The 23,767-nt window shown below is 74.4% G+C and carries 26 protein-coding genes; 7 read left to right on the top strand and 19 right to left on the bottom strand.

Annotated features, from left to right (window positions below; translation table 11 throughout):
* From GA0070610_RS17885 to GA0070610_RS17865, 5 genes are all read right to left on the bottom strand, one after another.
* Positions 1 to 987 carry a pirin family protein gene (locus GA0070610_RS17885; protein ID WP_089001101.1) on the bottom strand — a complete coding sequence of 329 codons (987 nt, stop codon included), beginning with the start codon at positions 985 to 987 and terminating at the stop codon, positions 1 to 3.
* 10 nt (positions 988 to 997) lie between these two features.
* On the bottom strand, positions 998 to 1,480 hold the full coding sequence (locus GA0070610_RS17880) for a MarR family winged helix-turn-helix transcriptional regulator (protein WP_089001100.1): 483 nt from the start codon (positions 1,478 to 1,480) through the stop codon (positions 998 to 1,000).
* Positions 1,481 to 1,629: 149 nt separating this feature from the next.
* On the bottom strand, positions 1,630 to 2,214 hold the full coding sequence (locus tag GA0070610_RS17875) for a general stress protein (protein WP_089001099.1): 585 nt from the start codon (positions 2,212 to 2,214) through the stop codon (positions 1,630 to 1,632).
* A 53-nt stretch (positions 2,215 to 2,267) separates the two neighbouring features.
* Positions 2,268 to 3,059 carry a helix-turn-helix domain-containing protein gene (locus GA0070610_RS17870; RefSeq protein WP_449288798.1) on the bottom strand — a complete coding sequence of 264 codons (792 nt, stop codon included), beginning with the start codon at positions 3,057 to 3,059 and terminating at the stop codon, positions 2,268 to 2,270.
* An 80-nt stretch (positions 3,060 to 3,139) separates the two neighbouring features.
* Positions 3,140 to 4,522, bottom strand: coding sequence for a glycoside hydrolase family 6 protein (locus GA0070610_RS17865; RefSeq protein WP_231925675.1), 1,383 nt, complete (start codon positions 4,520 to 4,522; stop codon positions 3,140 to 3,142).
* 160 nt (positions 4,523 to 4,682) lie between these two features.
* On the opposite strand from GA0070610_RS17865, the gene GA0070610_RS17860 reads away from it, so the two are divergent.
* The gene (locus tag GA0070610_RS17860) at positions 4,683 to 5,198 is read left to right on the top strand and encodes a metallophosphoesterase family protein (protein ID WP_089001096.1); all 516 of its coding nucleotides are present in this window, start codon (positions 4,683 to 4,685) and stop codon (positions 5,196 to 5,198) included.
* Here the strand turns inward: GA0070610_RS17860 and GA0070610_RS17855 are convergent.
* Complete coding sequence (locus GA0070610_RS17855) at positions 5,192 to 5,407, bottom strand: DUF3072 domain-containing protein (protein WP_089001095.1); 216 nt, start codon at positions 5,405 to 5,407, stop codon at positions 5,192 to 5,194. The two genes, GA0070610_RS17860 and GA0070610_RS17855, sit on opposite strands and share 7 nt — an antisense overlap.
* A gap of 163 nt (positions 5,408 to 5,570) precedes the next feature.
* Between GA0070610_RS17855 and GA0070610_RS17850 the strand changes: the two genes are divergently transcribed.
* Positions 5,571 to 6,512: an NAD(P)/FAD-dependent oxidoreductase gene (locus GA0070610_RS17850; RefSeq protein ID WP_172896687.1), complete on the top strand. Its 942-nt coding sequence runs from the start codon at positions 5,571 to 5,573 to the stop codon at positions 6,510 to 6,512.
* A gap of 71 nt (positions 6,513 to 6,583) precedes the next feature.
* On the opposite strand, the gene GA0070610_RS17845 is transcribed toward GA0070610_RS17850, so the two are convergent.
* From GA0070610_RS17845 to GA0070610_RS17835, 3 genes are all read right to left on the bottom strand, one after another.
* The gene (locus GA0070610_RS17845) at positions 6,584 to 7,873 is read right to left on the bottom strand and encodes a cation:proton antiporter (RefSeq protein WP_089001093.1); all 1,290 of its coding nucleotides are present in this window, start codon (positions 7,871 to 7,873) and stop codon (positions 6,584 to 6,586) included.
* A gap of 105 nt (positions 7,874 to 7,978) precedes the next feature.
* On the bottom strand, positions 7,979 to 8,656 hold the full coding sequence (locus tag GA0070610_RS17840) for an HAD family hydrolase (protein WP_089001092.1): 678 nt from the start codon (positions 8,654 to 8,656) through the stop codon (positions 7,979 to 7,981).
* A gap of 38 nt (positions 8,657 to 8,694) precedes the next feature.
* Positions 8,695 to 10,821, bottom strand: coding sequence for an ATP-binding SpoIIE family protein phosphatase (locus tag GA0070610_RS17835; protein ID WP_089001091.1), 2,127 nt, complete (start codon positions 10,819 to 10,821; stop codon positions 8,695 to 8,697).
* 189 nt (positions 10,822 to 11,010) lie between these two features.
* Here GA0070610_RS17835 and GA0070610_RS17830 point away from each other — a divergent pair, with 189 nt between their 5' ends.
* Complete coding sequence (locus GA0070610_RS17830) at positions 11,011 to 11,877, top strand: mechanosensitive ion channel family protein (RefSeq protein WP_089001090.1); 867 nt, start codon at positions 11,011 to 11,013, stop codon at positions 11,875 to 11,877.
* A 68-nt stretch (positions 11,878 to 11,945) separates the two neighbouring features.
* Here GA0070610_RS17830 and GA0070610_RS17825 read toward each other — a convergent pair whose 3' ends face one another.
* On the bottom strand, positions 11,946 to 12,323 hold the full coding sequence (locus tag GA0070610_RS17825; protein ID WP_089001089.1) for a DUF6401 family natural product biosynthesis protein: 378 nt from the start codon (positions 12,321 to 12,323) through the stop codon (positions 11,946 to 11,948).
* A gap of 162 nt (positions 12,324 to 12,485) precedes the next feature.
* Between GA0070610_RS17825 and GA0070610_RS17820 the strand changes: the two genes are divergently transcribed.
* On the top strand, positions 12,486 to 12,935 hold the full coding sequence (locus GA0070610_RS17820) for a hypothetical protein (protein WP_089001088.1): 450 nt from the start codon (positions 12,486 to 12,488) through the stop codon (positions 12,933 to 12,935).
* Between the two features lie 9 nt (positions 12,936 to 12,944).
* On the opposite strand, the gene GA0070610_RS17815 is transcribed toward GA0070610_RS17820, so the two are convergent.
* On the bottom strand, positions 12,945 to 13,157 hold the full coding sequence (locus GA0070610_RS17815) for a hypothetical protein (protein ID WP_089001087.1): 213 nt from the start codon (positions 13,155 to 13,157) through the stop codon (positions 12,945 to 12,947).
* Between the two features lie 154 nt (positions 13,158 to 13,311).
* Between GA0070610_RS17815 and GA0070610_RS17810 the strand changes: the two genes are divergently transcribed.
* A complete protein-coding gene (locus GA0070610_RS17810; RefSeq protein ID WP_089001086.1) occupies positions 13,312 to 14,514 on the top strand; it encodes an MFS transporter in 1,203 nt (400 codons plus the stop codon).
* 200 nt (positions 14,515 to 14,714) lie between these two features.
* Here the strand turns inward: GA0070610_RS17810 and GA0070610_RS17805 are convergent, their stop codons facing one another.
* The 4 genes from GA0070610_RS17805 to GA0070610_RS17790 form a co-directional block, all read right to left on the bottom strand.
* Entirely contained in the window at positions 14,715 to 14,975 is a 261-nt protein-coding gene (locus GA0070610_RS17805; RefSeq protein ID WP_089003578.1) for a hypothetical protein, read from the bottom strand.
* Between the two features lie 94 nt (positions 14,976 to 15,069).
* On the bottom strand, positions 15,070 to 15,531 hold the full coding sequence (locus GA0070610_RS17800) for an SRPBCC family protein (protein ID WP_089001085.1): 462 nt from the start codon (positions 15,529 to 15,531) through the stop codon (positions 15,070 to 15,072).
* A gap of 52 nt (positions 15,532 to 15,583) precedes the next feature.
* Positions 15,584 to 16,000: a DUF2795 domain-containing protein gene (locus GA0070610_RS17795; protein ID WP_089001084.1), complete on the bottom strand. Its 417-nt coding sequence runs from the start codon at positions 15,998 to 16,000 to the stop codon at positions 15,584 to 15,586.
* 95 nt (positions 16,001 to 16,095) lie between these two features.
* A complete protein-coding gene (locus GA0070610_RS17790) occupies positions 16,096 to 17,076 on the bottom strand; it encodes a YihY/virulence factor BrkB family protein (RefSeq protein ID WP_089001083.1) in 981 nt (326 codons plus the stop codon).
* A 159-nt stretch (positions 17,077 to 17,235) separates the two neighbouring features.
* Between GA0070610_RS17790 and GA0070610_RS17785 the strand changes: the two genes are divergently transcribed.
* Positions 17,236 to 17,637, top strand: coding sequence for a ChaB family protein (locus GA0070610_RS17785; protein WP_089001082.1), 402 nt, complete (start codon positions 17,236 to 17,238; stop codon positions 17,635 to 17,637).
* An 81-nt stretch (positions 17,638 to 17,718) separates the two neighbouring features.
* On the opposite strand, the gene GA0070610_RS17780 is transcribed toward GA0070610_RS17785, so the two are convergent.
* Positions 17,719 to 19,152, bottom strand: coding sequence for an aldehyde dehydrogenase family protein (locus GA0070610_RS17780; protein WP_089001081.1), 1,434 nt, complete (start codon positions 19,150 to 19,152; stop codon positions 17,719 to 17,721).
* 70 nt (positions 19,153 to 19,222) lie between these two features.
* On the opposite strand from GA0070610_RS17780, the gene GA0070610_RS17775 reads away from it, so the two are divergent.
* A complete protein-coding gene (locus GA0070610_RS17775) occupies positions 19,223 to 20,827 on the top strand; it encodes a phytoene desaturase family protein (protein ID WP_089001080.1) in 1,605 nt (534 codons plus the stop codon).
* Between the two features lie 594 nt (positions 20,828 to 21,421).
* On the opposite strand, the gene GA0070610_RS17770 is transcribed toward GA0070610_RS17775, so the two are convergent.
* The 3 genes from GA0070610_RS17770 to GA0070610_RS17760 all read right to left on the bottom strand — a co-directional run bounded on the left by GA0070610_RS17770 (position 21,422) and on the right by GA0070610_RS17760 (position 23,735).
* Positions 21,422 to 22,189: a polyprenol monophosphomannose synthase gene (locus tag GA0070610_RS17770; RefSeq protein ID WP_089001079.1), complete on the bottom strand. Its 768-nt coding sequence runs from the start codon at positions 22,187 to 22,189 to the stop codon at positions 21,422 to 21,424.
* 119 nt (positions 22,190 to 22,308) lie between these two features.
* The gene (locus GA0070610_RS17765; protein ID WP_089001078.1) at positions 22,309 to 23,310 is read right to left on the bottom strand and encodes an SDR family oxidoreductase; all 1,002 of its coding nucleotides are present in this window, start codon (positions 23,308 to 23,310) and stop codon (positions 22,309 to 22,311) included.
* Positions 23,307 to 23,735, bottom strand: coding sequence for an SRPBCC family protein (locus GA0070610_RS17760; RefSeq protein ID WP_331716469.1), 429 nt, complete (start codon positions 23,733 to 23,735; stop codon positions 23,307 to 23,309). The genes GA0070610_RS17765 and GA0070610_RS17760 overlap by 4 nt, the downstream gene beginning before the upstream one ends.
* Positions 23,736 to 23,767 lie beyond the last annotated feature (32 nt).

Below are 23,767 nucleotides of genomic sequence, written 5' to 3'. Positions count from 1 at the left end.
TCAGGGCCTCGGGGCCTGGCCCTCGGTGTGCGGCAGCCGCTCGGCGGGGACGACACCGAGCCGACCGGCCTTGAAGTCCTCGAACGCCTGGAGCAGTTCGTCGCGGGTGTTCATGACGAACGGCCCGTAGTGCGCCACCGGCTCCCGGATGGGCTCGCCACCCATGATGTAGAGGTCCAGCGTCGGGGTGTGGCCGTCCTGGCTGGCGTCCGCGGCGAAGGTCAGCGCGTCGCCGGGGCCGTGCACGGCGAGCTGGCCCGTGTGCACCGGCCGCCCGTCGGTGCCCACCGTGCCCCGCCCGCCCAGCACGTAGACCAGGGCGTTGAAGTCCGGCCGCCACGGCAGGTCGACGCGCGCGCCCGGCTGCACCGTCACGTGGGTGATGGTGATCGGGGTGTGGGTGGAGCCCGGCCCCCGGTGCCCGGCGATCTCCCCGGCGATGACCCGGATCAGCGCGCCACCGTCGGGCGTGGTCAGCAGAGCCGCCTCCCGGCCACGGATGTCCTGGTAGCGGGGCGGGTTCATCTTGGCGGCCCGGGGCAGGTTGACCCAGAGCTGGGTGCCGTGGAACAGCCCGCCACTCATGACGAGGTGCTCCGGCGGCGCCTCGATGTGCAGCAGCCCGCTCGCGGCCGTCATCCACTGGGTGTCGCCGTTGGTGATCGTGCCGCCGCCACCCTGCGAGTCCTGGTGGTCCATGATCCCGTCGATCATGTAGGTCACCGTCTCGAAGCCGCGGTGCGGGTGCCAGGCCGTGCCCCTCGGCTCGCCCGGCGCGTAGTCCACCTCGCCCATCTGGTCCAGGTGGATGAACGGGTCCAGCTCGCTCACCGGCACGCCGGCGAACGCCCGGCGGACCGGGAAGCCCTCGCCCTCGTAGCCGCTGGGCGCGGTGGTCAGCCGGCGGACCGGCCGGAACGCGGTGGACTCGTCGAGCCGGGGCACGCGGGGCAGGACGAGCACGTTGTCGACGGTGATGGCGGGCATCGGGGACTCCTCAGCTGTGGGGGTGGGCGGTCGACGCGTCGCGGTCCGCGCGCAGGCGCCGGCCGAGTCGCTCGAAGATGCGGGTGAGGCAGGCGACCTCGGCGTCGTCGAGGTCGTCCAGGAAGTGGGCGCGTACCGACCGCAGGTGGTGCGGGGCGGCCTCGCGCAGGGCCAGCAGCCCGGCGGCGGTGAGCACGGCCTCGCTGCCGCGGCGGTCGTCCGGACAGGACTCCCGGGCGACCAGGCCGCGCCGCTGCATCGTGGTGATCTGGTACGTCAGCCGACTCGGCGAGAACACCAGGCGGCTGGCCAGCTCGCCCATCCGCAGCCGCTGGCCCGGCGCCTCGGAGAGCAGGACGAGCACGTGGTAGTCGGCGAAGGTGAGCGCGCTGTCGGCGCGCAGGTCGTCCTCCAGCCGCGTGTAGAGCCGCTGGCTGGCCTCGATGTAGGCGCGCCAGGCGGCGAGGCGGGCATTGTCCAGGCTCTCGGTCACGTCACGACAGTAGCACTATTTCAAAATTTAACTACTGCTTGTGAGTGCGGTCACTCCGCTGTCAGGGGATGGTCGTGCAGCTTTGAACGATCTGCTTGCGTGCCAGGCCGGGGCGCCGTCCGCTCGGAGGGCGTCCCGGCCCCGGACCGTCAGCGGCCAGGTGACGAGGCCGGCATGTGCATCCGGCCGAGGAGCTGCCGGGCCTGCTCGGCGAACTGCGCGTCGACGATCACGGCGTACTGGCCGGCGCGCAGCGAGCTGGCGGAGGTGAAGTCGCGCCGCCCGCCGGTCATCGCGTGCGCGACCGCGCCGAACACCGCTCCCCAGATCGCGCCGACGACCAGCCCGACCAGGATCACCGCGAGCCAGTTGCCGGCCGTGAAGATGCCGAACAGCAGTCCGATGAAGAGACCGAACCAGGCGCCCGTCCCGGCGCCCGCCAGGGCCGCCCGCCCGGTCGTCATCCGCCCGAGGACGGTCTCCACCAGGGTGAGGTTCGTGCCGACGATGGCGCTGTGTTCGACCGGGAACCGGTTGTCCGCCAGGTAGTCGACGACCCGCTGGGCGGACGGATAGTCCGGGTACGACCCGATCGTCACGGTGGGCGGGCCGGTCTCCGGGCCGTGCCCGTCCTGACCGGGGGCGCTGGGCCGGCCGGCGGGACCGGACGGCAGGGTGTCGGCGCCCGGCATCCCGGGCCGCCATGCCGAGGTGGGACTCGACGGTGTGGTCATGAGTTCCTCCTTCGTCGACCGCCCGCGTTCCCGCCGCCGTCGCGAGGTAACGCTCAGCGGGCGGCGGCGCGCAGGCACGCGGCGGTGGCCTCGTCGGCCGGGAAGAAGGACTCGATGGAGAGCTCCTCGACCGTCACGTCGAGCGGGGTGCCGAAGGTCGAGACGGTGCTGAGGAAGGCCAGCTCGCCAGCCGGGTGACGCAGCCGCAGGGGCACCACCACGTCCCCGGCACGCGGCAGCCCGGCGTCCGGCTCGGCCGACCCGCCCGGATAGCCGCGCAGCTCGTCGTGCAGCGCGGTCAGCTCGGCGTCGGCGGTCAGCCCCAGGTGTCGGCGCAGCCGGCCGAGCAGGTGGGCCCGCCACTCGGCGAGGTTGGCGATCCGGGGCGCCATGCCCTCGGGGTGCAGGGTCAGCCGCAGCGCGTTGGCCGGCGGCCGGAGCAGGTGCCCGGCCACCCCCTCGGTGAGCAGCGGCAGTGCGGCGTTGCCGGCGACCAGGTTCCAGCGCCGGTCCACCGCGACGGCCGGGTACGGCTCGTGCGCCCGCAGGACCCGGCGTACCGCGTCGAGGACCCGGCGCAGCTCGGGGGAGTCCAGCGGGGCGTGGGAGTAGACCGGGGCGTACCCGGCGGCCAGCAGCAGCCGGTTGCGCTCCCGCAGCGGCACGTCGAGGTGCTCGGCCAACCGCAGGACCATCTCCCGGCTCGGCGCCGAGCGCCCGGTCTCCACGAAGCTGAGGTGCCGGGTGGAGACCTCCGCCTCGACCGCGAGGGCGAGCTGGCTGAGCCCGCGCCGCCTGCGCCACTGCCGCAGCAGCGTGCCTACCGGCGCCCGCCGCTGCTCCACCGCCGCGCTCACGCGCCGATCCTAGGCGCTGCCCCGGTGCCGCCTCGCCCGCCCGTGCGGGGCGGGCGAGGCGTCGGGGGTCAGGAGCAGGCGGTGCCGTTGAGCGTGAACCCGGTCGGGGCGGGCAGGGTGCCGCCCGGCCAGGTGCCCTGGAAGCCGATCGAGACCGTGCCGCCCGAGGGCAGGCCGGCGTTCCACGTGGCGTTGCGCACGGTGATCCGGTCACCCGACTGGGTCCAGTCGCCGTTCCAGCCGTTGGTCAGCCGGACCCCGGCGCCGGGGGCGAAGGTGAGGGTCCAGCCGGTGAGCGCGGCGCCATGGTTGGTCACCCGCAGCTCGGCGGTGAAGCCGCCGGACCACGAGTTCGGGGTGTACGACACCGCGCAGCCGCCGGTCGGCGGGGGAGTGGTCGCCGGAGGCGTCGTGGGCGGCGCGGTGGTCGGGGGCGCCGTCGTGGGCGGTGCGGTGGTCGGCGGCGCCGTGGTGGGGGCCGGGCCGGCGGCCACGGCCAGGTCGTACGCCCGCTGCGGCACGAACTGGCCGGCCGGCGCGATGCACCCGTCGGCCTCGCCGGGCAGCTTCACCCACAGGTACGCGTCGATGGCCCAGTCGCCGGTGGCGGTGGTGCTCGGGGTGCCGATGGCCCGCCCGGCCGGGTCGCACCACTCGGAGCCGGCCGGCCCGTTGCCGTTGCGGCTGGTGTCGACGACCGCCCTGAGCCGGGACACCCCGGTGGCCGCGATCACGGCCTTGGCGTAGGCGACCTCGTCGGCGGTGCGCCGGTAGTTGGAGACGTTGAGCGAGATGCCGTCCGCGCTGTTGGCGACGTCCGCGCCGAGCAGCCGGGAGGCCGCCTCGCCGGGGGCGAGCCACGCCGAGTGCCCGATGTCGAAGTAGACCCGGGCGGCGGCGGAGCCGGCCTTGAGCTTCTTGCCGGCGTACGCCATGGAGGCCCTCGTCTCGGCCTGCTGGGCGGCGTTCTGGCAACTGGTCATCAGCGGCAGCACGTCCGGCTCCAGCACGATGGTCGCCGGCCGCCCGGCCAGTCCGGCCGCCACCTGGTCGACCCACTGCCGGTAGGTGGCGTGGTCGGGGGCGCCGCCGCCGCTCGCGCCGCTGCAGTCGCGGTTGGGGATGTTGTAGACGACCAGGATCGGCACCTTGCCGGCGGCCGCCGCCGCCCCGACGAGGGCGTCGACCTCGGACCGTACGGTCGAGGTGTTGGTCCGGGTGAACCAGCGGCCCTGGGGGACGTTGGCGATCCGGTCGGAGATGACGGCGGCCCGGGGATCGCCGGGGTTGGCGGCGACCCAGGCCGCGGCGGCCGTGGCCGGGTCGACGTAGAACGCCGAGTCGGCGGCGACGGCGGCGGGAGCGCGGACGATGCCGACGGCGACGGTGGCGGCGACGGTGAGCGCGGCCGCGGCGGCGCCCGCCGCGGCGAGTGCGGGTCTACTTCTCACGGGACTCTCCCATTCCATCGAGGAGCACCGCTGGAAGCGCTCCCATATACCGCCGTCAAACTACGTGGTGATGGCGACGATGTGAAGGGTCCGCGTCGCCGCCGGCGACATTTTTCCCACCGGCGCGACGCGTGACGCGCCCGCCCGGGAGAATGGCGGGATGCGCCTGGTGATCACCGCGGACACCCACGTGCCGAAGCGGGCCAGGGATCTGCCGGAGCCGCTCTGGGCGGCGGTCGACGCCGCCGACGTGGTGCTGCACGCGGGGGACTGGGTCGACGAGGCGCTGCTGGACGCCCTGGCCGCCCGGGCCCGCCGCCTCGTCGGGGTGTACGGCAACAACGACGGGCCGGCGCTGCGCGCCCGGCTGCCGGAGGTCGCCCGGGTCGAACTGGACGGACTACGGGTCGCCGTCGTGCACGAGACCGGCCCGAAGGCCGGTCGGGAGAGCCGCTGCGCGGCCCGCTTCCCCGACGCCGACGTGCTGGTCTTCGGGCACTCGCACATCCCCTGGGACACGCTCGCCCCGGGCGGTCCGCGGCTGCTCAACCCGGGCTCGCCCACCGACCGCCGGGCCCAGCCGTACGCCACGTACCTGACGGCGCGGGTGGCGGCGGGCCGGCTCGACGAGGTCGAGTTGCACCGCCTGCCACCGCGCCGCCCGTCCGGTCACTGACCCCGGCCGGTCTCCTCCTGGAGCTGGTCGATCCGCTTCGAGGCCTCGGCCTTGGTCAGTCCCTCCGGCGGCTCCTCGCCGGCCTCCCGGGCCAGGGTCGCCAGGTAGGACTCCTGGGCGGCGGTCGGCGGCTCCTCACCGGTGACCCACTCGTCCGGGTCCTTGATGGCGCCCTGCGGGTTGGCCTGGCTGCTGGTGCGGTCCGTCATGGTCTCCACCTTCCTTCGAACAGACGTGCCAATACCCCGCGCGGCGCCGATCCATGCGGCGCCCCGGCGCGTCGTGTCCCCGGGCGCGCCCCGGGGCGACTCGGCCGCCCCGGCGACCCGGCCCGCATACGATCACCGGGTGGGTGCGCGGCAGCGGGCGGGTGTGGTGGTGGTCGGCGCGGGCATCGCCGGGGTGGCGTGCGCGACGGAGTTGGCCCGCGCGGGCATCCCGGTGGAGATCCGGGAGCGCGCCCGGGTGCCCGGCGGCCGGATGGCCAGCCGCCGCTTCGACGGCCGACCCGCCGACCTCGGCGCCGCGTACTTCACGGTCGACGATCCGGACTTCGCGCAGGTGGCCGAGGGATGGCGGTCTGCCGGCCTGGCCCGCGAGTGGACCGACACCTTCGTCGCGTACGACGCCGCCGGCCGGCGCGAGGCGCCCGGCCCGATGCGCTGGGCGGCGACCCGGGGGCTGCGCTCGCTGGTGGAGCACCTGGCCCGGGACCTGCCGGTGACCGTGAACCGGCTCGTGCTCGGCGTCGAGCCGGGACCCGTGGTGGACGGGCGGGCCTGCGAGGCGGTGGCGCTCGCCATGCCGGGGCCGCAGGCGGCGCTGCTGCTCGCCCCGACGCTGGCCGCGGCCACCCGCACCACCCAGGACCAGCGCTGGTCGCCGTCGCTGGCGGCGGTGCTGCGCTTCCCGGCCCGCCGGTGGGCCGCCTTCCGGGGCGCCTTCGTCAACGACCACCCGGTGCTCAACCTCGTCTGCGACGACGGCGACCGCCGCGGTGACGACGCGCCGGTGCTGGTCGCCCACACCACGCCCGAGTACGCCGCCGGCCATCTCGCCCTGCCCACCGGGGCCGGGCCGGCGGTCGAGGAGGCCGTACGGGACCTGCTGGGGCTGCCCGAACCGGCGGAGCACGTGCACGTGCACCGCTGGACGTACGCGAAGCCGACGGCCGGACCGGGCGGCACGTACCACCTCGACGCCGACGGCGTCGGGCTGGCCGGCGACGCCTTCGGCAAGCCCCGGGTGCAGAGCGCCTGGCGCTCCGGCCGCGACCTCGGCCGCGCCCTCGTCACCCGCCTGGGCGGCGGGTGAGGGTGAGGACCCCGACGGTCCCGCCCCGAAGCTCACCGTGGGCCCGCCCTCACGGGCACCGTCGGGCCGGGTCAGCTCGCGGCGGGGACGGGTTCGCCGGCGCGTCCCCGCTCCGACGGGTCGGAGGTGCGCTGTCCCGCCCGGTCCAGCAACTGCATCACCGGCGTCGCCGCGACACCGTGCACCACCACCGAGACGATCACGACGAGGCCGACGGTCGCCCAGATCAGGTCCGCCTGCGGGAAGTCGGCCTTCGTCGTCGCGTACGCCACGTAGTAGAACGAGCCGACGCCCCGGATGCCGAACAGGGCGATCACCCAGTGCTCGGCCGGCCGGCCGGGCGCCCCCCGCAGCGACAGCCAGCCGATCAGCGGGCGGACCAGGAAGACCAGCGCCAGCCCGACCGCGGCGGCCGGCCACGTCAGCGGACCCAGCAGGCCGCCCACGACGGCGCCGCCGAAGAGCAGCAGCAACAGCACGGTGAGCAGCCGCTCGACCTGCTCGGCGAAGCCGTGCAGCACGGAGTGGAACTCGTGGGTGCGTTCGGCGGCCCGGATCGCCCGCGCCGCCACGAAGACCGCCAGGAAGCCGTACCCGCTGACGAGCTCCACCAGCCCGTACGCCAGGAACGTCGCGGCCAGCGCCAGGAAGCCCTCCGAGTGCCGGGCCAACCGCAGCTTGCTCGGGGCCCGGAAGAAGAGCTTGCCGAGCAGCCAGCCGACCAGCCAACCGCCCGCCACGCCCGCCCCGACCTTCCAGAGCACGTCCACGCCGAACCAGTGACCCAGCCAGTCCGCCGGGGCCAGGCTGGTGGTGGCGATGGCGATGGCCGCGTACACGAAGGGGAAGGCCAACCCGTCGTTGAGCCCGGCCTCCGAGGTGAGGGCGAAGCGGACCTCGTCCTCGGAGTCCTCCACGTCGTTGGGCTCGCCGACCTGCACGTCGGCGGCGAGCACCGGGTCGGTCGGCGCGAGGGCCGCCGCCAGCAGCAGGGCGCCGGCCGGCACCAGCCCGGCCCACCACCAGCCGAGCAGCGCCACCGCCGCGATGCACAGCGGCATGGCGACGGCCAGCAGCCGCCACGTCGACGACCAGCGGCGCCAACTGAACGGCCGGTCGATCTTCAGACCGGCGCCCATCAGCGCCACGATGACGCCGATCTCGGTGAGGTGGGTGGCGACGTCCGGGTACGCGAGCGGGTCGGGGTTCGGCAGCCCGACGGGGAGGGCGAAGACCAGCATGCCCAGCCCGAGGAACGCGATCGGCATGGACAGCGGCCGGTGCTCGAGCACCCGGGGCAGGATCCCCGCCAACAGCGCGCCCAGACCGACCACCGCGAACGCCACGTCTACCGGCTCCACGACCCCACCTCTCCGCCTCGCCCACGGCGTGCGGGCAGGTGGTGCAAGTCCTTGCCCCCGGAGGACTTCTCGTATTCCTGTCCGGAGCGACGGAACCGGCGCCGGTCACCTCACCTGGGCGACCGGCGAGTCGTCGAGGGCGGCGAGCAGCGCGGCCGGGTCCTCGTAGACGGCCACCGCGCCGGCCCCGGCCAGCTCGCCCCGGCTGGTGCCGCCGCAGGTCAGCCCCACGCAGGGCACGTCCAGTTCGCCGGCGGCGGCGACGTCCCACACCGAGTCGCCGACGAAGACCACCCGTTCGGCGGCGAGCCCGGACTGCTCCAGCGCGGCGACCAGGATGTCCGGCGCCGGCTTGCTCTCCCGCGCGTCCGCCGAGCTGGTGACCGTGTGTATCACGTCGTCGGCGGCCAGCGCCCGACGTAGCGCGGCCACCTCGTGCTCGGCGGCGGAGGTGGCGAGCACGACCCGTAGCCCCCGCTCCGCGCAGGCCCGCAGCAGGTCGGCGGCGCGGGGCAGCGGGACCAGCCGCTCCCAGTACTCGGCGAAGAGGGTGTCGTGGGCGTCGCGCAGCTTCCCGTCCGCGCCGCGGTCGCGCTCCGGGCCGAGCAGGTGGTCGAGCAGCTTGTCCGAGCCCATCCCGATGGCGCGGTGGATCGTCGCCATGGGCGGGGGCCGGTCGAGCTGGCGCAGCGCCTCCCACCAGCTCACGGTGTGCAGGTAGGTGGTGTCGACCAGGGTGCCGTCCACGTCGAAGAGGACACCGGCGGGCTTGTCGGTGGGCATGACCTCCTCCTACCCCCTCCGGACGGGGCTGACGCCGCTCACCCGGACGGGACCAGGATCTCGAACCAGACCGTCGAGCCGCGTACGGTCGGGTCCGTCCCCCAGGCGTCGCTCAGCTCCTCGATCAGCCCCAGCCCCCGGCCACGGCTGCTGAGCGTGTCGGTCTGCGCGCGGGTCACCGTGCCCCGGGTGCCCGAGTCGGCGACCGACACCAGCAGCCGCTCCGGGCTGAGGTCGATCTCCACCCGGGCGGCGGTGCCCGCGTGCAGCAGGGCGTTGGTGGTCAGCTCGCTGGTGCAGAGCACGGCCGCGCCGATGATCGACTCGGGCACCTGCCACTCCGTGAGCTGCCCGGTCATCCAGTGCCGCACCCGGCTCGGCGCCGTCGGCTCGGCCGGCACCTCCATGCTCGCCGACCGCGACGGCCGCAGCGCGTACTCCACCGCCAGCACGGCGACGTCGTCCTCGGTGGCGCCGGGCACCGCCGCGGTGGCCACCGCGCACAACGCGCGGGGGTCGCCGCTGCCCGCGCCGGCGACGGCGGCGGACAGGGCGTCCAAGCCGGCCGTCAGGTCCTGCCAGCGCCGCTCCACCACCCCGTCGCTGAACAGCAGCAGCGTGTCGCCCGGGGCGAAGCGCACCGTTGCCGTCGGTGGCCGGCAGCCCAGGCCCAGGGGGGCGCCCGCGGGCAGGTCGAGGTATTCGGCGCCCGGCTCGCCGTCGGAGGCGCACCGGCGGATCAGCGGGGCGGGGTGACCGGCGCTGGCCAGCGTGAGCCGCTGCCGGTCGGCGTCGACGACACCGAAGACCACCGTGACGAAGAGCTCGTGGGTGTCGCCCTCGGCACCCAGGCTGGTGACCAGCCGGTCGAGCCCGGCCAGCACGGCGTCCGGGCGGGGATCGGCCAGCGCCAGCGCCCGCAGCGCCGCGCGCACCTGACCCATCCGGGCCGCGGCCTGCACGTCGTGGCCGGCGACGTCGCCGAGCACGATGCCCAGACCGCCGTCGGGCAGCAGGAAGGCGTCGTAGAAGTCCCCGCCGGCGGCGTTGCCGTCGACGCCCGGGTCGTAGCGGGCGGCGATCCGCATCCGGGGCAGGTCGGGCAGGTGCTCCGGCAGCATGCTGCGTTGCAGCAGCTGGGCGGTGCCGTGCTGGGTCTCGAACCGGCGGGCCCGCTCGGCGGCCTGGCCGACCAGTTCGGCGGAGGCGGCCAGCAGCGCGCGTCGCGCGGCCGACCAGACATGCGGGACCTGGTAGCCGACCGTCAACCCGCCGCGCACCACCGAGGCCCGCAGCGGCACCGCCGCGAGCGAGCGGACCTTCTGGTCGTGCCGGTCCACCGCGGTCTCCCGCAGCGGCTGGCCGTCGTCGACGAAGTGCGGCACCCCGCTGCGGGCGGCGGCCACCACCGGTCCCTGCGAGTCCGGCGGAATGCGTCGCCACAGCGGGGGCAGCCGCTCGTCGGCCTCGTCCATCAGCTCGCCCCGGACGCGCCGGACCATCCGCCAGCCGCCGCCGCCCTCGTCGACGGCGAACGTGACCCGGTCGGCGTCGAACGCGGTGATCGCGTAGCGCAGCGCGACCCGGGCCACGTCGTCCAGGGTGAGGGTGCCGGCGAGCGCCGCGGCGAAGTCGCTAAGGCTCTGCAACTGCTGGGTGACCTGGGTGGTCTCCGCGGCCACGGTCAGCACGCCGACGATCCGCCCGGCGCTGTCGCGCACGGGGGAGTAGCCCCGGGTGAAGACGGACTGCTCGACCAGGCCGGGGCCGCGGTGCAGCGGAAGGGTCGTCTCCTTCTCCAGGAACGGCTCCCCCGAGCGGTAGGTGTGCTCGATGGCGTCGCCGACGCCGGGCAGCGGCCAGGACTCGGCGAACACCTCGGCCGCCGGCCGCCCCACCGCGTCGGGGTGCCGGTCACCGATCAGGTCGGCGTACGCGTCGTTGTAGACCAGCAGGTGCTCGTCGCCGAGGGTGAGGGCCATCGGTACGGGCGAGGCGAGGAGCAACTCGGCGGCGGCGCGGACCGCCGGGTCCCACGCGCGCCACGGGCCCAGCGGGGTGCCGCCCCAGTCGTGGCGCAGGACGGTGGCCGCCGTGTGCGACACGGAGGGTGTTCCCGAGACCGGGGCTGGGGGGTTCGGGACCCGTCCGACCGTTCCTGGCATGACCGCAGCCTAGCCGCAGCCCCTACCGGCCGTTTCCGATCATGCCCCGCGCGCCCCCCGGGTTGGACGTTCGGGCAGTTCAGGGCGGCTCTGCAGTGACATGTCGGGAAAAACTCGGGGAGCGGTACGGCGTGCCGCGTCGGTGACCGGGTATGCGCGCGGCGCAGTCCATGCGACAGGAGGGACATCATGCCGGATAGCCTCGCGGTCAGGCAGGTCGACATCGGCGACGCCGTGGCCGACATGTGGAGGTCGGTGCTGCTGTTCATACCGCGGGCCATCGCGTTCATCGCGATCCTCGTGGTCGGATGGCTCATCGCCAAGGCCGTGCTCAAGATCGTCGACGCGGCGCTGGAACGGGTCGGCTTCGACAAGGCGGTGGAACGGGGCGGCATCAAACGCGCGCTGGAACGCACCAGGTACGACGCCAGTGACATCCTGGCGAAGCTCGCGTACTACGCGGTGCTGCTGTTCACCCTGCAGTTCGCCTTCGGGGTGTGGGGACCCAACGCGATCAGTGACCTGATCGGCGGCGTGGTCGCCTGGCTGCCACGCGCCTTCGTGGCGATCGTCATCATCGTCGTGGCCGCCGCGATCGCCAACGCCGTCCGCGACATCGTCACCGGGGCACTGGGCGGCCTCTCGTACGGCAAGATCCTCGCCGACCTGACGGCGATCTTCATCATCGCGCTGGGTGTCATCGCCGCGCTGAACCAGGTCGGCATCGCCACGGCGGTGACCACGCCGGTGCTGATCGCGGTGCTCGCCACAGTGGCCGGCATCCTGATCGTCGGCGTCGGCGGCGGTCTGGTGCGGCCCATGCAGAACCGTTGGGAGGGCTGGCTGAACCGGATGGCCGAGGAGTCGCGGGCGGTGCAGGAGCACCGTCGGGCCCGGGAGGCCGGCCAGGTCGACGTCGGCCGGCAGATGGCCGACCGTACGGCGGCCGAGCGGACCGAGGTCATGCCGCGCGGGCAGGAGTCCGCGACGGCCGGCGGGCGCGGCACCTACCAGTCGGGGAACATGGGCGACGAGACCCAGCAGTTCCGCCGCTGACCGGTGCGACGCGACGGGGAGGGGTGTCTGCGGACCGCGGGCGCCCCTCCGGCGGGTCGGGCCGTCGCTCAGACCAGCGGGAGCGGGGCGGGCGCCGGGGTGCCCAGCGAGCGGGTCAGCGCGCAGACCGCGAGCAGCCGGGTGAGCAGCCAGTCCGGCGCGGACCAGTCGACCGGCGCCACCGGGGGCTGCCAGCCGTGCTCCAGCGCGGCGGCGCGTACGCCCTCCGCGTAGCCGGCGAGCGCGGCGGCGCTCAGCGGCCGGCGGTCGCCGTCCAGGCTCTCCCGTACCGCCGCGGCGTGCTGGTCGACCAGGGCCAGCAGGCCCGGACGCGCGGCGGCGGCGGCCAGCCCTTCGGCACCGACGGAGGCGGACAGGAGGGCGAGGGTGGATCGCGCCGAGCTGGCGGTGGAACGGGCCTCGACCCGGGTGAACGGCACACGCATGGTGACCGAGGCTATCCGGCCGTGACCAGGGTCGACCTCGGCCGGTCGGCGGGTTTTCGACCCTCCCCCGAACGGTCAACCGCCCACGGGGGATTGAGTCGGCCCGGGCGGGGCAGGAGGAGAACCGCCCCGCCGGGGCGAAGTCGACACCTGGAGGAACGGATGGAACGACACGGGGACGGGCCGGACGAGCGGCACCGCAGGCCGGCCGGGGTCAGCGACGAGACGGTGGCGGCGCTGGGCAAGCTCAGCGAGGCGCTGGAGTGCGTCGAGCGGGTGCGCGGTCACCTCTACTCGCTGCACCAGCTCGTGGGGCACGCCGACCTGATGCTCGACGACGCCGTGGAGATGTTCCGCGCCGCCGGGCACGACCGCATCGCCGACCGCATCGACGCCGACCTGCTGGGTCGCAACGTCATCGCCGGGCGGTGGACGTTCCAGGTCGTCGAGGACTTCGACGACGGCTACTACGCCCTCTTCCGCGACCTCGACCGGGCCGCCCGCGAGGAACTGGTCGGCGGCCGCCGGCACCTCTACGAGGCGGAGATGAAGGAGCGGCGGCGCACCCGGGGCCTGCCCGGGCACGAGGCGCGCCCCGCCGGCGAGGGCTGAACCGACCCGTCAGTCCGTGGGGCGGGCGTCCGCCGGGCGGCGCCGGGCCGCGTCGTCGGCGATGATCACGGTCGCCACCATCAGCGCCACGCAGAGGCTGAACAACCAGGAGTCGTCCGAGACCAGTTTTGCGGAGACGGGAGCCTGGAGCGCGGCGAGGAGAAAGCCGAGCCATGCCAGGCGGCGCTGACGCGTGGAGAGGATGCCGGAGCCCTGATGCATCCCGAAAGTCTTGCGCGTGACCCGGGCCTTGCCGTCAGCCGAACGGCCGATTCTGGATGAGCTGTCCGTTTCACCACCCGTCCGGACCGTAATCTTCGTCCCACCGGGGGAGGCGGACTGGCACCGTCGCCGACTCCGGGCAGGATGGTCCCTCGTGTCCACCGCCCCGCCCCGCGCCTCACTGCTCCTGCTGGCCTACCTCGCGTTCGTCAGCCTCGGCCTGCCCGACGGCCTGATCGGCGTGGGTTGGCCCTCGATCCGGGCCGACTTCGGCGTACCCACCGAGGCCGTCGGCCTCGTGCTCACGGCGGGCACGGCCGGCTACCTGACCTCCAGCGTGCTGGCCGGCTTCACGCTGGCCCGGCTCGGCGTCGGCTGGCTGCTCGCCGGCAGCACGCTGCTGGCCAGCCTCGCGCTCACCGGCTACGCGCTGACCCCCGGGCTGATCCTGATGGTGGGCTGCGCGCTGGTGCTCGGTCTGGGCTCCGGCGCGATCGACTCCGGCCTGAACGCGTACGCGGCGGGTGCCTTCGGCCCCCGGCACATGAACTGGATGCACGCGTTCTTCGGCCTCGGCGTGGCGCTCGGGCCGCTCATCATGACCGGCGCGCTCAGCGCCGGGCTCTCCTGGCGCTGGGGCTACGGCCTGGTCGCCGGGGCCCAGCTCGCGCTTGCCGCCGCGTTCGCGCTCACCGTCCGTGCCTGGCGGGACCGCACCCCGGCCCGGGGGCCCGCGGGGCCCGCGACGGGGAAGGCTGCCGTCGCCCCGCCGGCCGTCACCCGGGTACGCGAGACGCTGCGCCTGCCGGCGGTCTGGCTCGGCGCGGCGGCCTTCGCCGTCTACGTGGCCATCGAGGTGGCCGCCGGGCTCTGGGCGTTCCTGCTGCTCACCGAGGGGCGTGGCCTCGGCGCGGCCGTCGCCGGCGTCTGCGTCTCCGGCTACTGGGGGAGCCTCTTCGTCGGGCGCGTGGTGCAGGGCGTGGTGGCCGAGCGGCTGGGCGCGGCGACGGTGCTGCGGGGCAGCCTGGTCGGGATGGCGCTCGGCGCGGTCCTGATCGCGTTGCCCGCACCGGCCTGGGTCGCCGTGGCGGGGCTGTTCGTCGTCGGCTTCGCCGCCGCCCCGGTCTTCCCGCTGCTCACCCTCACCACCGTCGAGCGGGTCGGTACGGCGCACGCCGACCGGACCATCGGGCTGCAGATCGCCGCGGCCGGGCTGGGCGGCGCGCTGGTGCCGGCCGGGATCGGGGTGCTGCTCGGCAACACGTCGGTCGAGTTGCTCGGGCCGGCGCTGGTCGTGCTCACGCTGGGCCTGATCGCCCTGCACACGGCCGGGACCCGCCGACCGGCGTCCGGCTGAGCGCGCGGGGCCACGGTCTGTTTCATGAACCGTGACCGGCTGCGCCCGACTTCGACGGCCGGGGTGTGTCCGCTCGTCCCGATACCACCCAGGCATATTTATGCCACAGGGGTATCAGCGTTCCGGCGGCACTGGTTCGTCAGCTTCCCGCGGCTTCCGCGTCCTCCGCCAGCCGGCCCGCCCGCCGCACGGCGCCCGGCTCACATCGTGTCGGGCCCGGTCCGCCCCGTCGTCGAGGGCCGGTACGCGCGGTCCGGGTCCGTCGGCTCGCGGCCCGCGCCGGCGGCCTGCCCACCCCGGTCCACCGCCTCCGGGCCGTGGCCGAAGGCCGCCTCCTCACCGGCGTCGTTCCCCGTCACGTCGTCGGCCTGGCCGTCCAGCGTCGACCGCGCCACGGCCCGGTCCAGTTCCCGCAGGGGAGTGCGTTCCTCGTCCCGCCACACCTTGTCGTCGTCCGTCATGCCCATCGCGGTACCCCGGCCCGGTGCACGCAAACGACGATGGCCGCCGGAAGAGCCGGCGGCCATCGGACGTTCGCGTTCGGGGGACGGGAGATCAGGGCTGCGGCCGGTCGACCTTGCCGCGCCAGGCGCCGGTCTCCTGACCACGGCGCTCGATGAACTGCTTGAACCGCTCCAGGTCGCCCTTCGCGCGCCGGTCGACGATGCCGAGCTTGTCGCCGGCCTGCTCGACCACGCCGTGCGGTTCGAACTCGAGCTGGAGCGTGACCCGGGTGGTCTCCGGGTCCAACCGGTGGAAGGTGACCACGCCGGCCTGCTGGGTGCCGCCCGTCGAACGCCAGGCGACCCGCTCGTCCGGAAGCTGCTCGGTGATCTCGGCGTCGAACTCCCGCTTCACCCCGGCGATCTCCACCGTCCAGTGGGTCATCGTGTCGGTCAGCTGCCGGACCTCCTGCACACCCTCCATGAACTGGGGGAAGTCCTCGAACTGCGTCCACTGGTCGTACGCGGTGCGCACCGGGACGGAGACGTCCACGTGTTCGGTAACGCCACTCATCAGCCATCCTCCTTCGTCCGCCGGTGACAGGCCGGATCGTGCGGGGATCCGGTCACCAGCGGGTCGTCTCGTTCTTGTGGCCGAGCGCCGCCCACACCTCGGAGACCGTCTGGTAGCGGGTGCCCTCGGGTAGCCGTTCCAGTTCGGCGACGATGTCCGCCGGCGCCTCGTTCTCCCGCGCGTTGGCGATCAGCGTCTCCCGGTCACCGGGCAGGGCGGTCATCGTGATGAACCGTCCGAGCCGGCTGCGTCGCTCGACGTCCTCGGAGCTCATCCCCTTGGGCGCGCCCGTACGCAGGTCGCCGGCCGGGGCCGTGGTCGGTTCCGGCTGGTCCTCACCCGCCGGCTCCGGCACACGGGACTCGTCGACCCGTGAGCCGCCGGTCCCCGGCCCCTGCACGAGGCCGCTGACCTCCCGGCTCATCTGCTCGTCGACCCTCGGTCCGTGCTTGCTGCTGCCACGTTCCATGCCTTCTGCGCTACCCGGTGGCACCGCCGGTAAACGGTCCGGCGTGGCTCCTTGGCGCGGGCGGCGACGGTGAGGGCCGCCAAACCCGTCGCGGGTCACGTGGTGGCGGGCGTCTTCGGAGGCAGGACGGGCTCCTCGGCGTCCGGCTCGCCGGCCTGGAGCACCCGGCCGCGCTGGAGTTCCGCGTTGATCTGCACGCCGAGCATCAGCGCAGAGTTGGACAGGTAGAGCCAGACCAGGAACGCGATCACGGCCCCCAGGCTGCCGTACGTGGCGTCGTACGAGCCGAAGTTGGCCACGTACAGGCCGAAGCCGAAGGAGGCGAGGGCCCAGGCGACCAGGGCGACCGCGCCGCCCGGGGTGAGCCAGCGGAACCGGGGCTGCCGGACGTTGGGCGCGATCCAGAACAGCAGGCTCAGCAGCACCATCATGATCAGCGCGAGCACGGGCCACTTGGCGACGCTCCACGCCGTACGCGCCAGCCCGCCGGCGTTGATCAGGTCACCCACGGCGTCGGTGACCGGCCCGCTGACGATCAGCCCGGTGGCGACGACCGCCAGCAGTACCAGCGAGAGCCCCGCCAGGCCGATCTGCATCGGCCGCAGCTTCCAGACCGGCCGCCCCTCCTCGACCCCGTAGACGGCGTTGGAGGCCCGGGTGAACGCCCCGATGAAGCCGGAGGCCGACCAGAGGGCACCGAGCAGACCGAAACTCAGCAGCACGCTGGCCGAGTCGTTCTGGTCCACCACACCCCGTACGACGCCGACGAAGCCCTCGTTGGCCACCACCGAACCCGCGCCCATGTCCCGGGCCAGGTCCAGCACGGTGTCGACGGTCTGCTCGCCGTTGGACACCAGCCCGACCAGGGCGACCACCACTATCGTGGACGGGAAGAGCGCGAGCACCCCGTAGTAGGTGAGCGCGGCGGCCCAGTCCGCGCAGTTGTCCTTGACGAAGTTGCGCACGCTGCGTACCAGCACCCCGCGCCACGTCCGCCAGCTCAGCTGGCGAACCCGGCGGGGCATCCGCGGTCGCCGCTCCTCGGTGGCCGCCGCGCCGGGTTCCGTCGTCGTCATGCCCGCTCCCTGTGCCCGGCCCCGGATGACCCGGTGCATCCGGCGTCGCCTGGCCCCGCCGGTACCCGTGGCCGGAAATCGACAAACCCGACCACCCGGTTTGCCGACCGGGCGCGGGGGAACGGTCAACCGGGAACCCACGACGCGGAGGAGGACGAGATGCCCGGGCGCGAGGTACTGCCCAGCACGCTGCGACGCTCCCCCAAGAAGGCGCAGCGCACCTGGGAGAAGACGCACGACTCGGCCGTGGAGACGTACGGCGAGGGGGAGCGGGCCCACCGCACCGCCTTCGCCGCCGTCAAGCACGAGTTCGAGAAGGTCGGCGACCACTGGGAGCCCAAGGGCCGCAAGGGACCGAGCGACCGCCAGGCGGCCGGCGGCGGACCGGAGCGCCGGGCACCCACGGCCGGCGGGGTGGACGCCAACGCCACCAAGGACCACCTGATGAAGGTGGCCCGCAAGCTGGACGTCCCCGGTCGTTCGACGATGACGAAGCCGGAACTGGTCAAGGCCATCGAGAAGGCGAACAACCGCCAGACCGCCAAGGCCCGCGGCCGCTGAGCCCACCTTTCGGGTACGCGACGCAGGGGCTGTCCGCGCGCGGACAGCCCCTGCGCGTGTCTCAGGAGCCCCTGCCGGACCTCACCAGTGCCCGCCACCGGGCGCCTCGATGTGCACCGCCTTCGTCGCGGTGAACTCGTCCAGCAGCTCCGGTCCGTAGCCGAAGCCGTGCCCGCTGCCCCGGCGCGGGTGCGCGGCGCCGCCCGGCGCCCCGCCGAACACGGCGTTGACCTTCACCGTGCCCACGGGCAGCTCCCGCCAGGCGCGCTGGGCGTGGCTCATCGACCCGGTCAGCACCGTCGCGGCCAGCCCGTACGGGGAGTCGGCGGCGCACCGCAGCGCCTCGGAGAACGAGTCGACGGTGACGATCGGGGCGACCGGCCCGAACGTCTCCTCCCGCACCACCGTCATCTCGTGCCGACAGTCGCTCAGCACGGTCGCCGGATAGAACGACCCGGGGCCGTCGGGCAGCGTGCCGCCGGTGCGGATCCGTGCGCCCTGGGCCACGGCCGCGGTCACCTGCCCGTGCACGTGGTCGCGGTGCCGCCGGTCCACCAGCGGCCCCAGCTCGGTGTCCGGGTCGCCGCCGGGGCCCGTACGCAGCCGCTCGGCCCGCTCCACCAGCGCGTGCGTGAAGTCCTCCGCGACGTCGCGGTGCACGTAGATCCGCTCCACCGCGACGCAGATCTGCCCCGCGTTGGCGAACGCCCCGAGCGCCGCCTGCCCGGCCGCCCACACCGGGTCGACGTCGCCGTCCACGACGAGCGGGTCGCTGCCGCCGTTCTCCAGCAGCACCTTCGCCCCGGTCCGCGCCGCCGCGGCCGCGATGGCCCGCCCGGTGGCGGTGGAGCCGACGTGGGCGACGACGTCCACCTGCTGTGCGGCCAGCGCCGCGCCGACCTCCGGACCTCCGGTCAGCAGCGACAGCACCCCGGGCGGCAGCACCGAGTCCAGCGCCTTCGCCAGCAGCCAGCCCGTCGCCGGGGTGCGCTCGCTCGGCTTGTGCAGCACCACGTTGCCGGTGACCAGGGCCGCGCCGAGCAGCCCGCAGGAGACCGCCACCGGGTCGTTCCACGGGGTGATCGCGGCGACCACCCCGCGCGGCTGCGGCGTCATGAAGTCGAGGGCGTGGGTGTCGCCGTGCAGGGTCCGCCCGCCGCGCACGGGGGCCAGCTCCGCGTACTGTCGCAGCGTGCCGATCCCCGCCTCCACACCGCCGCGGGCGTCCGACAGGGGCTTGCCCATCTCGGCCGTCGTCGCCCGGGCCAGGTCGTCGGCGACCGCCGCCACGGCGTCCGCCGCGCGGTGCAGGGCCGCCGCCCGTTCCGCGGGCGCGGTCGCCGCCCACTCCGCCGCGGCGCCGCGCGTCGCCTCCACCGCCTTGCCGACCTCGTCGGCCGTCGCCACCGGCGCGGAGCTGACCGGGGAGCCGTCGGCCGGATCGTGTACGACCAGCTCGCCACCCTCGCCGCCCGCGCCCCACACTCCGCCAATGAGCTGCGCAACCGTGTACATGGCAGTGCATGCCCCGGTCCCGGCGCGGCAAACGCGTTTCGCCCGGTTGCTGGCCGGGTAGGCGGATCGGATGAGTTCCCCCGGCGCGGAGAGCGCGGACGCCGTCGTCGTCGGAGCCGGACACAACGGCCTGGTCGCCGCCAACCTGCTGGCCGACGCCGGTTGGGACGTGCTGGTGCTGGAGGCCACGGCCACGCCGGGCGGGGCGGTGCGCTCGGCCGAGGTGACGGCTCCCGGCTACCTGAGCGACCTCTACAGCTCCTTCTACCCGCTCGGCTACGCCTCGCCGGTGCTGCGCGGGCTGGGGCTCGACCGTTACGGGCTGCGCTGGCGGCACTCCCCGGACGTGCTGGCCCACCTGCTGCCCGACGGCCGGGCGGCGGTGCTCAACCGCGACCCGGAGGCCACGGCGGCGTCGCTGGAGGCGTTCGCGCCGGGCGACGGCAAGCGCTGGCTGCACGCGTACGACGACTGGCGCCAGGTGGCCGAGCCGATGCTGGAGACCATCACCAGGCCGTTCCCGCCGGTGCGCGGGGGCCTGAGCCTACTGCGCCGGCTGCGGGTGTCCGGGGCGCTGCGGCTGGCCCGGCGGCTGGTGGTGCCGGTACGCAAGCTCGGCGACGAACTCTTCGAGGGCGAGGGCGGCCCGGCGTTGCTGGCCGGCTGTGCCCTGCACACCGACCTGTCGCCCGAGGAGGCCGGCTCGGGCGTGTACGGCTGGCTGCTCGCCATGCTCGGCCAGCAGGTCGGCTGGCCGGTGCCGGACGGCGGCGCGCAGAAGATCACCGACGCGCTGGTGGCCCGGCTGACCGAGCGCGGCGGCCGGATCCTCTACGGCGCACACGTCGACCGGGTGCTGACCGCGCGCGGCCGGGCGATGGGCGTGCGTACCGTCGGCGGCACCCTGTGGCGGGCGCGCCGGGCGGTGCTCGCCGACGTCCCCGCGCCCGCGCTCTACCTGGACCTGGTCGGCGCGGCGGCGCTGCCGCCCCGGCTGGTGGAGGACCTGGCGCACTTCCGCTGGGACGGCTCGACGCTGAAGGTGGACTGGGCGCTGTCGGCCCCCGTGCCGTGGACCAACCGGGCGGTCGCCACCGCCGGCACGGTGCACCTCGGCGCGGACCTAAACGGGCTCACCAGCTACGCCGCCGCGTTGGCCCGCAAGGAGATCCCGCGCGACCCGTTCCTGCTGCTCGGGCAGATGTCGGTGGCCGACCCGAGCCACTCGCCGCCGGGCACCGAGTCGCTGTGGTCGTACACCCACCTGCCGTTCCGCCGGCAGTGGCGGGCCGAGGACGTCGCCGCGCACGTCGAACGGATGGAGCAGGTGCTGGAGGAGGCCGCCCCGGGCTTCCGCAGCCTCGTCATCGGGCGACACGTGGCCGGGCCGGCCGACCTGGAGGCGGGCGACCCGAGCCTCGTCGGCGGCGCGTTGGGCGGCGGCACCGCCGCCGCGTACCAGCAGCTGTTCCTGCGCCCGATCCCCGGCCTGGGCCGCGCGGACACCCCGGTGGACCGGCTCTTCCTGGCCAGCGCGTCGGCGCACCCGGGCGGCGGCGTGCACGGCGCCCCCGGCGCGAACGCCGCCCGCGCCGCCCTGGCCCGCGACCGTGCCCTCACCGGCCCGCTGTACGCGGCCGGGATCGACGCGGCGCACCGCGCCGTCTACCGCTGACGCCGGCGGCCCGCCCGACCCACGCTGCGCCGCCGCTCCAGCCAAGATGCGCACCTGGTCGGGGTGAACCGGGTCTTCTCGCGATCGCCGATCGCCTTCGGCGGCATCCGCGTGCGTAGGCCTGGCACCAGCCGCCCGCTACGCGGAGAAGGTCTGGTGCGAGCAACTCTTGGACACGTTGGCTACGCAGAGTGCATACCTTGCGGGCGGCCGGGGACCCTCGCTCCGCCCTTTGCTCTGCAGCCACATACGCACCGGTTACGGAAGGTGACCGATGCTCGACTGCGCGCCCGTGTCGGCGATTGCATGACGCCAGTTCAGCGGACTGGTGCGTCCATGGCTGCAGAGCAAAGGGCCGGTGGGGCGGTCCGGGGCTTCCCGGCGGGAGCTACTTAGAGTCACATTACGCTTGGTAACCGCATGCTCAGTGATCGGATGGTCGGGGCAGCGTGCCTGAGGTCGTTCGCCAGCCGCCCCGCCCCGCCCGCTCCGCCGCCGACCCCCGCGCCCGCCGCCCCCCGCGCCCGAGCCTGGCAGGCGGAAGCAGGCAGGGCAGAGGCGCGGGACAGGGCGGGGCGACGGACGGGGCGGGGGTCAGGGTTCGATGTTGCGGTGCTTGCTGCGCAGCTTGAACGGCATCAGCGCGCTCTCGATCTTGGTTGCGGTGGTCATCTTGGAGGCGCCGTCGCGCCGCTCCTCGAAGCGGATCGGCACCTCCAGGATGGTGTGCCCCAGCTTGGTGGCCAGGTAGTGCATCTCCACCTGGAAGCTGTAGCCGTTGGACTGCACCCGCTCCAGGCCGATGTCGCGCAGCGCGTCCGCCCGCCAGATCTTGAAGCCGGCGGTGAGGTCGCGGATCCGGACCCGCAGCAGCGTGTGCACGTACAGGTTGGCCCAGCCGCTGAGCGCCCGTCGGTACAGCGGCCAGTTCTCGTCCAGCTCGCCGCCGGGTACGTAGCGGGAGCCGATCACCACGCCGGCCTGGGTGGAGAGCAGCGCGCCGAGCATGCCCGGCAGCGCCTCCGGCGGGTGCGACAGGTCGGCGTCCATCTGCGCCACGTACTCGGCGCCGCCGTCGAGGGCACGCCCGATGCCGTCCACGTACGCCCGGCCCAGGCCCTCCTTGCCGGCCCGGTGCACGACCTCGACCCGGTCGGGGTGCTCGATGGCCAGCTTGTCGGCCACCTCACCCGTGCCGTCCGGCGAGTTGTCGTCGGCGACCAGGATCTTCAGGCCCGGCAGCGGCAGGGCCAGCAGCCGCTCGACCAGCACCGGGAGGTTGCCCGCCTCGTTGTAGGTGGGAACCACGACGGTCAGGCGTGCGTCCCGCCACGGCACGGGCAACTGCACGGGTTCGATCATGTCGGACATCCTCGGTCGGCGGACAGGGCTCCCTGAGAGCGTAGCCAGTTGCCACATCCGGGTCGAAAAGGCCACCCCTACCGCCCCGTCTTCCCGCCCCCGGCGAGGCCGGATCCGGGTCAGCGGAGGCGTCGGGCGAGCGCGGTGAGGGCCACCGTCAACCCGGCCACGGCGATGCCGGAGACGGCCGGCTTGTGCGTACCGACCCACAGGGCGGCCGAGCGGCCGCGGGCCCGGTCGGTGAAGACGCCCTCCGCACCCCGGTCCCGTTCGTCGTCGCCCGGGCTGTCCAGGTTGTCCCGCCAGGCGGCCGGGTCGATCGGGGTCTCGGTCTGCTGACTGTCGTAGCCGTCGCGCGCCAGCTTCCGGTCGAGCAGGCCGGGCGCGAGGATGTCGCCGAGCCGGGCCCGCCAGGTCGGGCCACCCACGTTCAGCTCGCGCGGCCCGTGCTCGGCCGCCCAGACGATCGCCCTGGCGGCCACGTCGGGCGCGAAGATCGGTGGTACGGGCTGGGGGTGCCGGGGCAGCCGGGTGCGTACCCAGGAGAACTGCGGGGTGTTGATCGCGGGCAGTTGCACCATCGACAGCTTCACCCCGGGGCAGTCGTGCAGCAGTTCCGCCCGCAGCGAGTCGTTGAAGCCCTGGACGGCGTGCTTGCTCGCGCAGTACGCCGACTGCAACGGGATCCCACGGTAGGCCAGGGCGGAGCCCACCTGCACGATCGCGCCCCGGCCACGGGCCCGCATGTGCCGCAGCGCCGCGAGGGTGCCGTGCACGGTACCGAGGTAGTTGACCTCGGTGACCCGGCGGAACTCGGTGGCCGGGATCTCCCACGCCGGGGCGAAGACCGAGACCATCGCGTTGTTCACCCATACGTCGATGCCGCCGAAGCGGTGCGCCACGTCGTCGGCGGCCTGCTGCACCGCGCCGGCGTCGGCCACGTCCACCCGGTACGTGCGTACGTCCGAGGCGCCCAGCTCCCGGCAGTCGCGCTCGGCGGCGGCCAGCCCGGCCCCGCCCCGGGCGAGCAGCGCGAGCCGGGCGCCGCGCTCGGCGTAGCGGCGGGCGACGGCCCGTCCCACGCCGGCGCTCGCCCCCGTGATGACGACGGTCTGCGTCATGCGTCGCCCTTCTGTCGCATCGCGATGTCGGCCAGCCTGGTGAGGGTCTCCTTGTTGCGCTGGTGCAGCACCAGGTCGTTGACCTTGTTGCGCACCCAGCGCAGCGGGCCGGCGGCGAAGTCCTCGCCGAGGCGCACCCGGGTCGCGCCCGTGCCGGCCGCTTCGAGGGTGAACACCACGATGGCCTCCCCGGCCGGCCAGAGCCCGGCGCGGATGACCAGCCGGCGCTGCGGTTCGCAGGTCAGCACCGTCGACGAGTCGTGCAGCGAGAACGGCCACGGCCCGGCCTTGTGGTGCAGCTGGCTGCCCACCCGGGGCCAGGCGTCGTCGACGTCGCGTACGTGCGCGGTGCCCACGACCCAGTCGCTGTACGTCCACCCGTCCGCCAGCACCGCCCAGACCTGCTCCGGGGCAGCCTCGATCACTTTCTCCACAATCGCCACTGCGCTCCCATACC

Origin of the sequence: Micromonospora echinofusca (genome assembly GCF_900091445.1) — a bacterium.
GTDB lineage: Bacteria > Actinomycetota > Actinomycetes > Mycobacteriales > Micromonosporaceae > Micromonospora > Micromonospora echinofusca.
This window is presented reverse-complemented; position numbering and strand designations above follow the sequence as displayed.

What these genes read in the sequence shown, in the direction of transcription:
- GA0070610_RS17775 (WP_089001080.1), top strand. Translation starts at nt 19,223, where the DNA reads ATGAGTTCCCCCGGCGCGGAGAGCGCGGACGCCGTCGTCGTCGGAGCC.
- GA0070610_RS17780 (WP_089001081.1), bottom strand. Translation starts at nt 19,152, where the DNA reads ATGTACACGGTTGCGCAGCTCATTGGCGGAGTGTGGGGCGCGGGCGGC.
- GA0070610_RS17815 (WP_089001087.1), bottom strand. Translation starts at nt 13,157, where the DNA reads ATGCATCAGGGCTCCGGCATCCTCTCCACGCGTCAGCGCCGCCTGGCA.
- GA0070610_RS17875 (WP_089001099.1), bottom strand. Translation starts at nt 2,214, where the DNA reads ATGACCACACCGTCGAGTCCCACCTCGGCATGGCGGCCCGGGATGCCG.
- GA0070610_RS17805 (WP_089003578.1), bottom strand. Translation starts at nt 14,975, where the DNA reads ATGACGGACGACGACAAGGTGTGGCGGGACGAGGAACGCACTCCCCTG.
- GA0070610_RS17765 (WP_089001078.1), bottom strand. Translation starts at nt 23,310, where the DNA reads ATGACGCAGACCGTCGTCATCACGGGGGCGAGCGCCGGCGTGGGACGG.
- GA0070610_RS17840 (WP_089001092.1), bottom strand. Translation starts at nt 8,656, where the DNA reads ATGCCCACCGACAAGCCCGCCGGTGTCCTCTTCGACGTGGACGGCACC.
- GA0070610_RS17830 (WP_089001090.1), top strand. Translation starts at nt 11,011, where the DNA reads ATGCCGGATAGCCTCGCGGTCAGGCAGGTCGACATCGGCGACGCCGTG.
- GA0070610_RS17800 (WP_089001085.1), bottom strand. Translation starts at nt 15,531, where the DNA reads ATGAGTGGCGTTACCGAACACGTGGACGTCTCCGTCCCGGTGCGCACC.
- GA0070610_RS17790 (WP_089001083.1), bottom strand. Translation starts at nt 17,076, where the DNA reads ATGACGACGACGGAACCCGGCGCGGCGGCCACCGAGGAGCGGCGACCG.
- GA0070610_RS17825 (WP_089001089.1), bottom strand. Translation starts at nt 12,323, where the DNA reads ATGCGTGTGCCGTTCACCCGGGTCGAGGCCCGTTCCACCGCCAGCTCG.
- GA0070610_RS17795 (WP_089001084.1), bottom strand. Translation starts at nt 16,000, where the DNA reads ATGGAACGTGGCAGCAGCAAGCACGGACCGAGGGTCGACGAGCAGATG.
- GA0070610_RS17885 (WP_089001101.1), bottom strand. Translation starts at nt 987, where the DNA reads ATGCCCGCCATCACCGTCGACAACGTGCTCGTCCTGCCCCGCGTGCCC.
- GA0070610_RS17835 (WP_089001091.1), bottom strand. Translation starts at nt 10,821, where the DNA reads ATGCCAGGAACGGTCGGACGGGTCCCGAACCCCCCAGCCCCGGTCTCG.
- GA0070610_RS17770 (WP_089001079.1), bottom strand. Translation starts at nt 22,189, where the DNA reads ATGATCGAACCCGTGCAGTTGCCCGTGCCGTGGCGGGACGCACGCCTG.
- GA0070610_RS17820 (WP_089001088.1), top strand. Translation starts at nt 12,486, where the DNA reads ATGGAACGACACGGGGACGGGCCGGACGAGCGGCACCGCAGGCCGGCC.
- GA0070610_RS17860 (WP_089001096.1), top strand. Translation starts at nt 4,683, where the DNA reads ATGCGCCTGGTGATCACCGCGGACACCCACGTGCCGAAGCGGGCCAGG.
- GA0070610_RS17855 (WP_089001095.1), bottom strand. Translation starts at nt 5,407, where the DNA reads ATGACGGACCGCACCAGCAGCCAGGCCAACCCGCAGGGCGCCATCAAG.
- GA0070610_RS17785 (WP_089001082.1), top strand. Translation starts at nt 17,236, where the DNA reads ATGCCCGGGCGCGAGGTACTGCCCAGCACGCTGCGACGCTCCCCCAAG.